The 12,481-nt window shown below is 70.6% G+C and carries 14 protein-coding genes; 12 read left to right on the top strand and 2 right to left on the bottom strand.

Annotated features, from left to right (window positions below; genetic code table 11):
- The first annotated feature begins 10 nt into the window (after window positions 1-10).
- The 6 genes from folP to A3Q40_RS11375 all read left to right on the top strand — a co-directional run bounded on the left by folP (window position 11) and on the right by A3Q40_RS11375 (window position 3,968).
- Window positions 11-823 carry a dihydropteroate synthase gene (gene folP, locus A3Q40_RS20835; protein ID WP_235606591.1) on the top strand — a complete coding sequence of 271 codons (813 nt, stop codon included), beginning with the start codon at window positions 11-13 and terminating at the stop codon, window positions 821-823.
- Window positions 820-1,755: a glucosyl-3-phosphoglycerate synthase gene (locus A3Q40_RS11390; protein ID WP_068102318.1), complete on the top strand. Its 936-nt coding sequence runs from the start codon at window positions 820-822 to the stop codon at window positions 1,753-1,755. The genes folP and A3Q40_RS11390 overlap by 4 nt, the downstream gene beginning before the upstream one ends.
- 34 nt (window positions 1,756-1,789) lie before the next feature.
- On the top strand, window positions 1,790-2,104 hold the full coding sequence (locus A3Q40_RS11385; protein WP_068102315.1) for a DivIVA domain-containing protein: 315 nt from the start codon (window positions 1,790-1,792) through the stop codon (window positions 2,102-2,104).
- The gene (locus A3Q40_RS11380) at window positions 2,104-2,670 is read left to right on the top strand and encodes a DNA-3-methyladenine glycosylase I (protein ID WP_068106005.1); all 567 of its coding nucleotides are present in this window, start codon (window positions 2,104-2,106) and stop codon (window positions 2,668-2,670) included. The genes A3Q40_RS11385 and A3Q40_RS11380 overlap by 1 nt, the downstream gene beginning before the upstream one ends.
- A gap of 187 nt (window positions 2,671-2,857) precedes the next feature.
- Window positions 2,858-3,025 (top strand): DUF3117 domain-containing protein, encoded by a 168-nt coding sequence (locus tag A3Q40_RS19575; protein WP_008714277.1) that lies wholly within the window; start codon window positions 2,858-2,860, stop codon window positions 3,023-3,025.
- A gap of 112 nt (window positions 3,026-3,137) precedes the next feature.
- A complete protein-coding gene (locus A3Q40_RS11375) occupies window positions 3,138-3,968 on the top strand; it encodes a methyltransferase domain-containing protein (protein WP_068102313.1) in 831 nt (276 codons plus the stop codon).
- On the opposite strand, the gene glgA is transcribed toward A3Q40_RS11375, so the two are convergent.
- Window positions 3,947-5,113, bottom strand: coding sequence for a glycogen synthase (gene glgA / locus A3Q40_RS11370; RefSeq protein WP_068102312.1), 1,167 nt, complete (start codon window positions 5,111-5,113; stop codon window positions 3,947-3,949). The two genes, A3Q40_RS11375 and glgA, sit on opposite strands and share 22 nt — an antisense overlap.
- 77 nt (window positions 5,114-5,190) lie before the next feature.
- Between glgA and glgC the strand changes: the two genes are divergently transcribed.
- The gene (gene glgC / locus A3Q40_RS11365; RefSeq protein WP_068102310.1) at window positions 5,191-6,405 is read left to right on the top strand and encodes a glucose-1-phosphate adenylyltransferase; all 1,215 of its coding nucleotides are present in this window, start codon (window positions 5,191-5,193) and stop codon (window positions 6,403-6,405) included.
- Window positions 6,406-6,415: 10 nt separating this feature from the next.
- On the opposite strand, the gene A3Q40_RS11360 is transcribed toward glgC, so the two are convergent.
- A complete protein-coding gene (locus tag A3Q40_RS11360) occupies window positions 6,416-7,033 on the bottom strand; it encodes an O-methyltransferase (RefSeq protein WP_068106002.1) in 618 nt (205 codons plus the stop codon).
- 294 nt (window positions 7,034-7,327) lie between these two features.
- Between A3Q40_RS11360 and sigE the strand changes: the two genes are divergently transcribed.
- The 5 genes from sigE (at window position 7,328) to A3Q40_RS11335 (ending at window position 12,450) form a co-directional block, all read left to right on the top strand.
- Window positions 7,328-8,002 (top strand): RNA polymerase sigma factor SigE, encoded by a 675-nt coding sequence (gene sigE / locus A3Q40_RS11355; RefSeq protein ID WP_068102308.1) that lies wholly within the window; start codon window positions 7,328-7,330, stop codon window positions 8,000-8,002.
- A 79-nt stretch (window positions 8,003-8,081) separates the two neighbouring features.
- Complete coding sequence (locus A3Q40_RS11350) at window positions 8,082-8,420, top strand: hypothetical protein (RefSeq protein ID WP_068102306.1); 339 nt, start codon at window positions 8,082-8,084, stop codon at window positions 8,418-8,420.
- A gap of 9 nt (window positions 8,421-8,429) precedes the next feature.
- Window positions 8,430-9,899 carry a S1C family serine protease gene (locus A3Q40_RS11345; protein ID WP_068102304.1) on the top strand — a complete coding sequence of 490 codons (1,470 nt, stop codon included), beginning with the start codon at window positions 8,430-8,432 and terminating at the stop codon, window positions 9,897-9,899.
- A gap of 28 nt (window positions 9,900-9,927) precedes the next feature.
- The gene (gene tatB / locus A3Q40_RS11340) at window positions 9,928-10,350 is read left to right on the top strand and encodes a Sec-independent protein translocase protein TatB (protein WP_068102303.1); all 423 of its coding nucleotides are present in this window, start codon (window positions 9,928-9,930) and stop codon (window positions 10,348-10,350) included.
- A 42-nt stretch (window positions 10,351-10,392) separates the two neighbouring features.
- A complete protein-coding gene (locus A3Q40_RS11335) occupies window positions 10,393-12,450 on the top strand; it encodes an HNH endonuclease signature motif containing protein (RefSeq protein ID WP_157889563.1) in 2,058 nt (685 codons plus the stop codon).
- The last annotated feature ends 31 nt before the right edge of the window (window positions 12,451-12,481 follow it).

Raw genomic sequence — 12,481 nt, 5'->3', positions numbered from 1 at the left:
CGCGTTGGTGATGGCCATCGTCAACCGCACCCCGGACAGCTTCTACGACCGCGGAGCGACCTTCGGCGACGACGCCGCGATGGCCGCCGTGCATCGTGCCGTCGACGAGGGCGCCGACGTCCTCGACATCGGCGGGGTCAAGGCCGGCCCAGGCGCCGTCGTGGACGTCGAGGAGGAGACCCGACGGGTCGTGCCCTTCGTCGCTGCCATTCGGTCGGCGTATCCGACCGTGGTGATCAGCGTCGACACCTGGCGCGCCGAGGTGGCGCGGCGGGCCTGCGCCGAGGGCGCCGATCTGATCAACGACACCTGGGCGGGGGCCGACCCCGATCTGGTCGGCGTGGCCGCCGAGGTCGGGGCGGGCATCGTGTGTTCGCACACCGGTGGCGCCGTGCCGCGCACCCGCCCGCACCGGGTGCGGTACACCGACGTCGTGGACGACGTGGTGACCGAGGTGACGCGCGCCGCCGAAGCCGCCGCCGAGGCCGGCGTGCGCGAGGACGGCATCCTGGTGGATCCCACGCACGACTTCGGCAAGAACACCCACCACGGGCTCGCCTTGTTACGGCACGTCGACAGTCTGGTCAACAGCGGATGGCCGGTCCTGATGGCGCTGAGCAACAAGGATTTCGTGGGGGAGACTCTGGGAGTCGGACTCGCCGAACGCTTGGAGGGAACCTTGGCCGCGACAGCACTGAGCGCCGAACGCGGAGCGCGCATGTTCCGGGTCCACGAGGTCGGACCCACCCGACGCGTCGTCGACATGGTCGCCGCGATCGCCGGAACGCGTCCGCCCGCTCGCACGGTGCGGGGTCTCGCGTGACCTCGTCGGCCGTTCCCACTCTCGCCGACGTCGGCACCACCTGGTCCGATCCCCGGTGGACCGTGGACGAACTCGTCGCGGCGAAGGGCGATCGAACCGTCTCGGTGGTGCTGCCCGCGCTCGACGAGGAAGCCACCGTCGGCGGCGTCGTCGCCTCCATCTCGCCGCTGGTCGGAGGACTCGTCGACGAACTGGTGGTCCTGGACTCGGGGTCCACCGACGCCACCGCCGCCCGCGCGCGGGAGGCCGGGGCGGACGTCGTCACACGGGAGGAGGCGGTCCCGGAGGTCGCGACTGCTCCCGGCAAGGGCGAGGTGCTGTGGCGGTCACTGGCCGCCACCACGGGGGACATCGTGGTGTTCGTCGACTCCGATCTCATCGACCCGGACCCGGGCTTCGTCCCGAAGCTGCTCGGGCCGTTGCTCACCCGACGCGGCCTGCATCTGGTGAAAGGGTTCTATCGTCGTCCGCTCGCCGGGTCGAGCGAGGCCCACAGTGGCGGGCGGGTCACCGAACTCGTCGCCCGTCCCCTGCTCGCCGCGCTGCGGCCGGAGCTGGGGGGCATCGTGCAACCGCTCGGCGGGGAGTACGCCGGCACCCGCGAGCTGTTGACCGCGGTGCCGTTCGCGCCGGGGTACGGCGTGGAGATCGGGCTGCTCATGGACACCTACGACCGGTACGGCCTCGGGGCGATCGGACAGGTGGATCTGGGGGTGAGGCGGCACCGGAACCGCCCGCTCGACCAGTTGGGGGCCATGAGTCGGCAGATCGTCGGCACCATGCTCGGCCGGTCCGGGATCACCGATTCCGGCGTCGGCATCACCCAGTTCCGCCCGGAGGGAAGCGAATTCGTCGCCTCGGTCACCGACGTCTCTCTCGCCGACAGGCCGCCGATGCGCACGGTCCGACCGTGGGCCGACCGCACGCGGTGACTCGAACCGCATCCCTCGTGACAGGATCGGCGCCATGGTGACGATCCTGCTGTACGTCGTCTCGATCGCGGTCGTGGCCGTCGTGCTGTTCCTCCTCGCCTCGGTGGTGTTCGGGCGGGGCGAGGAGATGGAACCGCTCCCGCCCGAGACCACTGCCACGGCGCTGCCCGCACAGGGCGTCACGGGGCGCGACGTCCGCGCGTTGCGGTTCCGGCTGCGCCCGCGCGGCTACGACTGCGGCGAGGTCGACTGGGCCCTCGACCGTCTCGCCGACGAGATCGACTCGCTGCGAACGCGTCTCGCCGAGCGAGACAGGACCGCACCCCCTCCGGAGCCGGCCGACCCGTGATCCACAGCGACGGTCGGGTCCGCTGCACCTGGTCTCCGGACCCGGCCGAGAACCCCCTCTACGCGCGCTACCACGACGAGGAGTGGGGGCAACCGGTGCGCGGTAACCGTGCTCTGTTCGAGCGCCTCAGCCTCGAGGCGTTCCAATCGGGCCTGTCGTGGATCACGGTGCTCCGCAAGCGCGAGGCGTTCCGGTCCGCGTTCGCAGACTTCGACCCGGACGTCGTCGCCACGTTCGGCGACGACGACGTCGAGCGGCTGCTCGCGGACGCCGGCATCGTGCGCAACCGCGCGAAGATCCTCGCGACGGTCGCCAACGCGCGTGTCCTGGTGTCGGAGAACGTCGACCTCGATGCCCTGCTGTGGTCCTACGCGCCCCCGCCGCGTCCGCGGCCGATCACCGCTGCCGACGTCCCGGCGGTGACGGCCGAGTCGACCGCGATGGCGACCGCGCTGAAGAAACGGGGCTTCCGCTTCGTCGGTCCGACGACGGCCTACGCCCTCATGCAGGCGACGGGAATGGTCGACGACCACCTGCAGGACTGCTGGGTTCCGCAGACGCGCTGAGGGGTGTGCGCTGGGCGTGCGCTGGGCGCGGAGGGGATGTGCGCAGGGCGCGGAAGGGGGTGTCCGTTCCCCGTCGTTCCGTTCGATAGGGAAGAATATGGTGACGCACCTCGCCGGACCCCGGCGGAGCGCGAGAGGAACATGTCATGCGCGGAGCAGGTCGGCGCAGATCTGGAGGGAGCAGAGGATGGCGGCCATGAAGCCCCGGACCGGCGACGGTCCGCTCGAGGCGACCAAGGAAGGACGAGGAATCGTCATGCGGGTTCCACTCGAGGGCGGAGGACGTCTGGTCGTCGAGCTCACTCCCGACGAGGCGGCCGCACTGGGCGACGAGCTCAAGGGCGTCACCGGCTGAGAAGCGAACTGCACTCGCGCACGGCCCCGTCGGATGTTCCGGCGGGGCTGTTGCCGTCACTGGGGCTGCCGCCGGCACAGGGCCCTGCACGAGCGGAGAGGAGGCTGCACCGATGATCGACGAGGCCGTGGCCCTGCTGGCCTGCCCGCACTGCGGCGCCGGACTGGACGCCGACCCGCCCACGCTGCTGTGCGAGAGCGGCCACACCTTCGACGTCGCGCGGGGCGGGCACGTCAGCCTGCTGTCCGGCGGTGGCGGCAAGTTCACCGGCGACAGCACGGAGATGGTGGCCGCGCGGGATCGGTTCCTCGGCTCGGGCCGCTACGACCCGATCATGGATGCCGTCGCCGACGTGGCGGACGGTCACCGGATCCTCGACGTCGGGGTCGGGACGGGCCAGTACCTCGCGCGTGTCCTCGACACCGTGGGCGACAGTGCAGTGGGGGTCGGAGTCGACGTGTCCAAGGCGGCCGCGCGGCGGGCCGCCCGAGCGCATCCGCGTGCCGCGTCCGTCGTCGCCGACGTGTGGACCGCACTTCCCGTGCGCACGGGCGTGATCGACACGGCGCTGTCGATCTTCTCCCCACGCAACGTGCCGGAGCTGGCGCGCGTCCTGGCGCCCGGCGGCCGACTGGTCGTGGTCACTCCCACCGAGCGACACCTGCAGGAGCTGGTGACGGCGCTGGACCTGATCCGGGTGGACGAGCACAAGACGCGTCGACTCGGCGACTCCCTCGCCGGCACCTTCGACCGCGCGGACCGCCGTGCGGTCGGTTACACGATGTCCCTGGCGCCGGAGGAGGTCGGCGCCGTGGTCGGCATGGGCCCGTCGGCACGCCACATCGGCTCCGCCGACCTGGCGGCCCGCGTGGCGGCCCTCCCGACCCCGATCGAGGTCACCGTCGCCGTCACCGTCTCGGTCTACCGGCCGGCCGCCGTGTAGACCTCCAGCGTCTGCTGCGCGATCGATTCCCACGCGAACTCGGCGACGGCACGCTCGCGGCCCGCGACGCCGAAGGCCCGGCTGCGCTCCTCGTCCGCCACCAGGGCGTTGACGGCGGCGGCCAGGTCGGCCTCGAAGGCGCCGGTGTCGGCGGCGTCGTAATGGACCAGGGTGCCGGTGCGGCCGTCGGCGACCACCTCGGGGATGCCGCCGACATCGGACGCGACCACGGCCGTCTCGCATGCCATCGCCTCGAGGTTGACGATGCCGAGCGGCTCGTACACCGACGGACAGACGAACACCGCAGCAGCGGTGAGAATCTGGCGGATCTGCTCGGTCGGCAACATCTCGCGCACCCAGAAGACGTTGCCGCGCTTCTCCGACAGCTCGGCCACGGCGCGCTCGGTCTCAACGGCGATCTCGGGAGTGTCGGGCGCGCCGGCGCAGAGCACCAGCTGGATCGACGGGTCGAACGCGTGGGCCGCGGCCACCAGATGCCCGACGCCCTTCTGGCGGGTGATGCGGCCGACGAACGCGACGATGGGGCGGTCGGTGCGGACGCCGAGGGAGGTCAGGGCGGGCTCGTCGTTCGACTCGGCGGGTCCGGGGTGCCACACGGCGGTGTCGATTCCGTTGCGCACCACGTGGATTCGGCCCGGATCGAGACGGGGATAGCAGTCCAGGACGTCGGCCTTCATGCCGTCGCTGACCGCGATGACGGCGTCGGCGTACTCGACGGCGTTCCGCTCGGACCACGACGAGACGCGGTACCCGCCGCCGAGCTGTTCGGCCTTCCACGGACGGCGAGGCTCGAGCGAGTGGGCGGTGAGCACGTGCGGGATGCCGTGGAGCTCCGCCGCCAGGTGACCGGCGAGTCCGGTGTACCAGGTGTGCGAGTGGGCGACGTCCGCCTCCGCGGCGGCCGCGGCCATGCGCAGCCCGCTCGACAGGGTGGTCAGGGCCGGGTTGGCGTCGGCCAGCGCCGGATCGGGGGAGTGGACGATCGCGGTGTCCCGCGGGGCGCCCGTGCAGTGGACGTCGACCTCGCACAGATCGCGCAGGCGCCGGACCAATTCGGTGACGTGCACACCGGCGCCGCCGTAGATCTCCGGGGGATATTCCTTGGTCATCATCGCGACGCGCATGAGAGAAACGTAACGCGTCGGAGTCCATTCGATCCATATCCGACGCTGCCCCGTCACAACCCGATAGGTTGGTACTCGTGAGGACCCAGCCGCATGTACTCGGAATCGTGCTCGCCGGCGGCGAGGGCAAACGACTCTTTCCCATGACCGCGGATCGGGCGAAACCCGCGGTGCCCTTCGGCGGTGCCTACCGCCTCATCGACTTCGTCCTGAGCAACCTCGTCAACGCCGGCTATCTGCGCCTGTGCGTGCTGACGCAGTACAAGTCCCACTCGCTCGACCGGCACATCTCCCAGACGTGGCGGCTCTCCGGGTTCGGCGGCGAGTACATCACCCCGGTGCCGGCGCAGCAGCGTCTCGGCCCGCGGTGGTACACCGGCAGTGCGGACGCGATCTTCCAGTCCCTGAACCTGGTGTACGACGAGGATCCGGAGTACATCGTCGTGTTCGGCGCGGACCACGTCTACCGCATGGACCCCGAGCAGATGGTGCAGCAGCACATCGATTCCGGCGCCGGGGTCACCGTCGCCGGTATTCGCGTGCCGCGCAGCGAGGCAACGGCTTTCGGCTGCATCGACAGCGACGCCGCGGGCAACATCACGCAGTTCCTCGAGAAGCCGGCCGATCCGCCGGGGACGCCGGACGATCCCACGACGACCTTCGCCTCGATGGGCAACTACGTCTTCACCACCAAGGTGCTCGTCGACGCGATCAAGGCTGACGCGGAGAACACCGACTCCGATCACGACATGGGCGGCAACATCATTCCGGCTCTCGTCGAGGCCGGCATGGCGTCGGTGTACGACTTCAAGGACAACGTGGTGCCCGGGGCGACCGAGCGCGACAAGGGCTACTGGCGCGACGTCGGCACCATCGACGCGTTCTACGACGCGCACATGGATCTGGTATCCGTGCACCCCGTGTTCAACCTCTACAACAAGCGGTGGCCCATTCGCGGCGCCGCCGAGAATTTGCCGCCCGCGAAGTTCGTCCAGGGCGGACTGGCGCAGGAGTCGATCGTCGGCGCCGGCAGCATTCTGTCCGCCGCCACGGTCCGGAATTCGGTCCTCAGCTCGTCGGTCATGATCGACGCGGGGGCCACCGTGGAGGGCAGCGTCATCATGCCGGGGGTGCGCATCGGTCGGAACGCCGTGGTGCGCAACGCCATCCTGGACAAGAATGTGGTGGTGAACCCCGGCGAGATCATCGGGGTCGACCGCGAACGCGACAAGGATCGGTTCACCGTCTCGGCGGGCGGCGTGGTCGCCGTCGGCAAGGGCGTGTGGATCTAGCTCCCGCGCGTCACTCCGGCAGGCGCGAGGCGCAGAGCAGGCCGTCGCCCAGCGGCAGGACGACGGCGGTGAGCGCCTCGTTCTCGGCGATCGCCCGTGCCGCGGCCCGGACCGCGACGGTGGCCTCGTCACGCGCGGCCGTGTCGGCCACCCGCCCGCCGAGCAACGCGTTGTGCAGGATCAGCGCGCCGCCGGGACGCAGCATGCGCACGCCCTCGGTCACGAACCCGACGTGGTCGCGCGGTGTGGCGTCGACGAAGACCAGGTCGTAGGACGCGTCGGCGAGCCGGGGGAGAACGTCCATCGCCCGGCCGTTGATCAGCCGCGTCCGCGACGGGGCGATGCCGCCGGCGCGGAACGACTCCCGCGCCGCACGCTGGTGCTCGGGTTCGCTGTCGATCGTGGTCAGGACGCCGTCGGCACGCATGCCGTCGAGCAGCCACAGTCCGCTGACACCGGCGCCGGTGCCGACCTCCACCACGGTGCGGGCGCCGGACAGTTGCGCGAACATGCTCAGCGCCGCGCCGACGGACGGGGGGACCGGGGCAGCGCCGAGATCGTCGGCCCGCTCGCGCGCGGCCACCAGCACGTCGTCCTCGACGACGGAGTTCTCGGCGTAGGTCAGCATCGTCGCGGCGTCGACAGTCACAGCGCAGACAGTAGCGAACGGGGTCCGGCCCGCGGCGGACGATGCAGCGGCTCGGACTCTCAGGGCTCGCTCAGCTTTCTCACACGGGTCGCACACCCGCGGCGGTCATGCTTCTACTACGCGAGTTCGCCGGAGCGCACGCACGGCGTCGGACGTGGCAGAAACGGGTACCGGAACAAACGGGCACCAGTCCGAGTTGTCCGCATCACCGAATCACGGCCAGAGCCGACGGCCGATCGTCGATCCCCCGACCAGGAGGACCCAGAGGATCACATGAACACCAGTGCACGCGAACATGCCGCCGAGACCTCCGCGTCCGGAGACGCCCTGCCCGGCACCTCCCTGGCCGACACCTCCCATACCGAGGCCCCGCTGTCCGGAACCGCGGTCTTCGACGCCACCGGCGACGCCACGTCCATGCCGTCCTGGGACGAGTTGGTCCGCGAGCACGGTGATCGGGTCTACCGTCTGGCCTACCGCCTCTCCGGCAACGCGCAGGACGCCGAGGATCTGACGCAGGACACCTTCATCCGCGTGTTCCGTTCCTTGCAGAACTACCAGCCCGGCACGTTCGAGGGCTGGCTGCACCGCATCACCACCAACCTCTTCCTGGACATGGTGCGTCGCCGGAGCCGCATCCGGATGGAAGCCCTGCCCGAGGACTACGAGCGGGTGCCGTCGGATCGGCCGGACCCCGAGCAGATCTACCACGACGCTCGCCTCGACCCGGACCTGCAGGCCGCCCTCGACTCCCTGGCGCCGGAGTTCCGCGCGGCGATCGTCCTGTGCGACATCGAAGGTCTGTCCTACGAGGAGATCGGCGCGACCCTCGGGGTCAAGCTCGGCACGGTGCGCAGCCGCATCCACCGCGGTCGACAGGCCCTGCGAGACCACCTGGCCGCCACCCGCACCGAGAGCGGTGCGCGGGCCGGGTCACGCGGGAACTGATCCGTCCCGCCGTCCGTTCAGTATCTTCGTAGGGAGCGTCACCGCACCGGCAGTTTGCGCACAGCAGTGGAGGAGAACCATGACTCGCGAGCGTCGTCAGTTCAACCCCACCGATCACCTCGCCAGCGAGGCCGTGGCGGCGTACGTCGACGGCGAACTGCGGATGAACGCATACCTGCGCGCCGCCCACCACGTGTCGCAGTGTCCGGACTGCGCGGCCGAGGTGGATGCGCAGCAGCAGGCGCGGATCGCGCTGCGGTCGTCGGAGCAGGTGACCATGCCGAGTTCGCTCATGGGACTCCTCCACCAGATCCCCGACCGTCATCCCTGCGCTCCCGGTGACAGCCGCCCCGGCGCGCTGCCGTCGTTCCGCGGGGGGATCGCGTCCGGCCTGTCCGGCCGATTCCGGCGACGGTAGCCTGCGCGAGTGGAGCCTGACGGAACGGACGCCCCGGCCGATCGGACCGACGCCGAGCGTCGGCTGCCGCCGCGCCCCCTCTATCGACCCGTCGTCGATCCCCACACGTCCCGGGCGTTCGGGCGTCCCGACGGCGTCGACGGCTCGTTCACGGCGCCCGCGGATCGCACCTCCGACGGTCTTCCGTCGTCGCCACCGCCCGACCCGATGCTCGCCGAGGCGTTCGGACGTCCGCCGGGGGCGACCGAGTCCCTGATGCGGGAGCCGACGGACGACGGTCCGGCCGAGGAGATCCCCGCACCGGTCGATCCCTGGCGTGACCCGGCCGCACCGGTGACCTCGGTATTCCCGGCCGAGGTACCTCCGGATCCGGTGCCCCTGGCGCCGGGGGAGAAGCTGGGCGTCCGGGAGGTGCTGTTCGGTCGTCGTGTCGGCGCTCGTGCGCTCGCCGCCCTCGCCGCGGTGGCGCTGGTCATCGGCCTGCTGGGTGGCGTGGTCGGCAGTATTGCCGCCGATCTCGGGGGGTCGCTGACGAGCTCCCGCGTGACGCTCGCGCAGGAGGGGAGCGACCTCCCGCCCGGCCAGGTCACCCGGGTGGCCGAGGCGGTCCTGCCGTCGGTGGTGTCGGTGCAGGAGACGTTCGGAGAGAACGCCGGCACCGGGTCCGGCGTCGTCGTCGACGGCGCGGGGTACATCGTCACCAACAATCACGTGATCTCGATGGCCGCCACCAATCCCGACGCGACCCTGTCGGTCACCTTTTCCGACGGGACCAAGGTGCCGGCGCGCATCGTCGGCCGCGACACCAAGACCGACCTCGCCGTCCTGTCGACCGACGTCGCCGGCCTCACCGTCGCGCAGCTGGGACGCTCCGAGGACGTTCAGGTCGGTGACGACGTCGTCGCGGTCGGATCTCCATTGGGTCTGAGCAAGACCGTCACCCGAGGGATCGTGAGTGCGCTCGATCGACCGGTGCGGCTCTCCGGCGAAGGGACCGACACCGACGCGGTCATCGACGCCGTCCAGACGGACGCCGCGATCAACCCGGGCAATTCCGGTGGCCCCCTCGTCGACGCCGAGGGACGGGTCATCGGCATCAATTCCGCGATCCGGAGCGAGAGCGGCGGCTCCGTCGGGCTGGGGTTCGCGATCCCGATCGACGACGTCACCGAGGTGGTGCAGTCGCTCATCCGCACCGGGTCGATGACTCATCCCGACATCGGGGTCACCGCGCGCACCGTCGTCAACGACGCACTCAGTGGTGCCCGGGTGGCCAACGTGACGGCCGGCGGTCCGGCGCAGCAGGCGGGCATCGTCGAGGGCGACGTCATCGTGCGGGTGGGCAACCGGTCCGTGTCCGGCGCCGACGAACTCGTGGTCGCCGTGCAGGAGCAGCAGATCGGCCAGTCCATCCCGGTACAGGTGGTGCGATCGGGTCGCACCGTGGACATCACCGTCACACCCACGTCGGACGCGTGATCGTGGCTCGGACCCGTAGGCTGTAGCGGTGTTCGCGAACATCGGTTGGGGCGAGATGCTCGTCCTCCTCATCGCCGCACTCGTCGTCCTCGGGCCCGAGCGTCTGCCCGGTGCCGTCACCTGGGTGACCAAGTCCCTGCGTCAGGTGCGTGACTACGCGTCCGGCGCCAGCGCTCAGCTCAAGAGCGAGCTGGGAACCGATTTCGACGACCTCCGCAAGCCGCTCGCCGACCTCAACCAGCTTCGCAAGATGACCCCGCGCGCCGTGGTGACCAAGCACCTCCTCGACGGCGACGACTCCATCTTCACCGGCAACTTCGACAAGCCCGCCGGGGGAGCGTCCGCCACCGGATCTCAGTCCCCGTCGGCGCGCCCGTCGCTGTCGAAGGACCCCGCGCGCGACTCTTTGGCCGGCAACGAGCGACCCCCGATCGATCCCGACGCCACCTGATCTGCGCCACCCGATCTGCGACGCCTCCCGGTTCGTGCGTGGGTGTCATGGACCGTGTCGGTGGGTGGCGGTACACTCGAACATACGAGCGACTGGGGGGTCGACGGTATGGCGGGTGTGCAGGTGGGGGCGGGTGCGACGAGCACCGTGCCGTGGGCCGCGCTCGATCACGCCGCCCTCGGTCTGCCTGCTACCTGTGACCTTCCCGCGTCGCAGGCGTTGGACGCCCTGGTCCACGCTGCCGCCGGCGTCGCGTACCTGAAGTGGTTCGAATACCAACTCGCCGCCGCCATGCACGCCGAACTGGTGGAACCGTTCGAGGACGAGGACCGCCGCGAGCTCGACGCGCACACCCGCTGCGCCGCCACCATCGCCACCACGTTGTCGATCACGCAGGGGGCGGCCCGCACCCTGCTCACCGACGCCGTCGCCCTGCGGGATCGACTCCCTCGGGTGGCGGAATGTTTGCGGGACGGGGTGGTCACCCCGCATCACATTCGCACCATCGTCGCCCGCACCGAACTGATCGAAGGGCAGTGCTACGCGGCGTTGGTGGACGCCGACATCGCCCGTGCTCTCCGCAGACCCGGGTCGTGGTCGCCGGCGCGGATGGAGGCCATGGTGGACATGATGGTCGACCGCCGTGATCCCGATGCCGTCCGCGCCCGGCGGGAGAAGGCGAAGCGGAATCGGGAGTTCACCGTCGAGATGGGCCGTGACGGTTTGGCGTCGGCGACGGACACCCGGCCGGCGGAGGACATCGTCGCGCTCCACGCGGCCGTGCGACGGTTGGCCGCGCAGGTGTGCCCGAAGGACACCCGTTCGAAGGCCGCGCGGGCGTCCGATGCGCATTACGCGTTGATCACTCAAACCGAGTTCGGGTGCGACTGTGACCTCCCCATCACCGACTGCCGCTACAAGAACATCGACCTGACCAAGTTCGCGGCGACCGCGCCGCGGATCGTGATCCATCTGGTCACCGACACCACCACTCTCACCGGTCCCGTCCCCGCGCCCGAGAACGAGCGGGTGTGCCGGTCACCGCAGCACCTACCGCGACCGACCACCGAGTCCACTCCTGCGGCCGAGTCCGACGCCGGCGCAGGTTCGGGCTCGGCCGCGTCGGCATCGGCCGCTTCGGTATCGACGGAAGCTGTGGCGGCGCAACAGGTGTCGTCCGGCGCCGACTTCGAAGTTCAGGCCGAATCCGCCGCTGACACGACCCTCACGGAATCGGTGGTGACGAAATCGGGTTCGGTCGATCCGGTTGCCGCGCAACCAGTGTCGCCCGACGCCGAGGTAGCGGCGGGCCCCGTGTCGCCCGACGCCGAGGTCGCGGCGGGCTCCGTGTCGCCGGATCAGCCCGACGTCACTGCGCACGCCGAAGCGGCGGGCGGCGACGCGGCGGGCGACATCATTGCGGACGACGAGGCGGCGGGCGAGGAGGAGCCGGGCGACGAAGCGGAGGAGGGCCCGCACGGATGCGAGGAGCCTGTCGGCCTGGACTTCGTCGACGGCGTCGGGTTCCTCCCCGGCATCGGGATCATCTCCGGCGCCCACGTCCGCGACCTCGCCGCCGACCCCGGCACGATCATCCGGCCGTTGGGTGACGGCACCGACACCCCACTGCCGGCGACGCAACCATCGAACCCCTACCGCCCCTCCGCAGCCCTCGATGCGTCCATCCGTGCGCGCGATCTGTTCTGCACCTGGCCCGGCTGCAACCGACCCGCCTGGGACGGCGACCTCGACCACATCACCGAATACGACCACACCCACCCCGAGAAGGGCGGGCGCACCAGCGCGACCGGACTCGGCGCCAAATGCCGCTTCCACCACCTACTGAAAACGTTCGCCGACTTCGTCGACGACCAATACCCCGACCCCACCGACCCGAGCCGGCTGATCCGCACCATCACCATCCCCGACGGACGGACCGTCCTCGGACCGGCGTTCACCGGCCACGACATCCACCCCGGACTCGACGCCATCGTCTTCGGCGACCCACCCACCGAGAACGGACACAGACCGAGACCGACACCGGTGGAACGCCTTCGACCTGCCCCACGCACCGAGCAGAAACACGCCCGCCGCCGATAGGAACGAAACCGCAACCGACTCCGCAGGGTCC

This window comes from Rhodococcus sp. PBTS 1 (assembly GCF_001620025.1).
Taxonomy (GTDB): domain Bacteria; phylum Actinomycetota; class Actinomycetes; order Mycobacteriales; family Mycobacteriaceae; genus Rhodococcoides; species Rhodococcoides kroppenstedtii.
The sequence above is the reverse complement of the archived record's forward strand: the minus strand, read 5'-3'. Positions and strand labels throughout refer to the sequence as shown.

Coding starts and splice junctions, on each gene's coding strand:
- folP (WP_235606591.1), top strand. CDS start 11: ATGGCCATCGTCAACCGCACCCCGGACAGCTTCTACGACCGCGGAGCG.
- A3Q40_RS11385 (WP_068102315.1), top strand. CDS start 1,790: ATGGTGACGATCCTGCTGTACGTCGTCTCGATCGCGGTCGTGGCCGTC.
- A3Q40_RS19575 (WP_008714277.1), top strand. CDS start 2,858: ATGGCGGCCATGAAGCCCCGGACCGGCGACGGTCCGCTCGAGGCGACC.
- A3Q40_RS11375 (WP_068102313.1), top strand. CDS start 3,138: ATGATCGACGAGGCCGTGGCCCTGCTGGCCTGCCCGCACTGCGGCGCC.
- glgA (WP_068102312.1), bottom strand. CDS start 5,113: ATGCGCGTCGCGATGATGACCAAGGAATATCCCCCGGAGATCTACGGC.
- A3Q40_RS11360 (WP_068106002.1), bottom strand. CDS start 7,033: ATGCTGACCTACGCCGAGAACTCCGTCGTCGAGGACGACGTGCTGGTG.
- sigE (WP_068102308.1), top strand. CDS start 7,328: ATGAACACCAGTGCACGCGAACATGCCGCCGAGACCTCCGCGTCCGGA.
- A3Q40_RS11350 (WP_068102306.1), top strand. CDS start 8,082: ATGACTCGCGAGCGTCGTCAGTTCAACCCCACCGATCACCTCGCCAGC.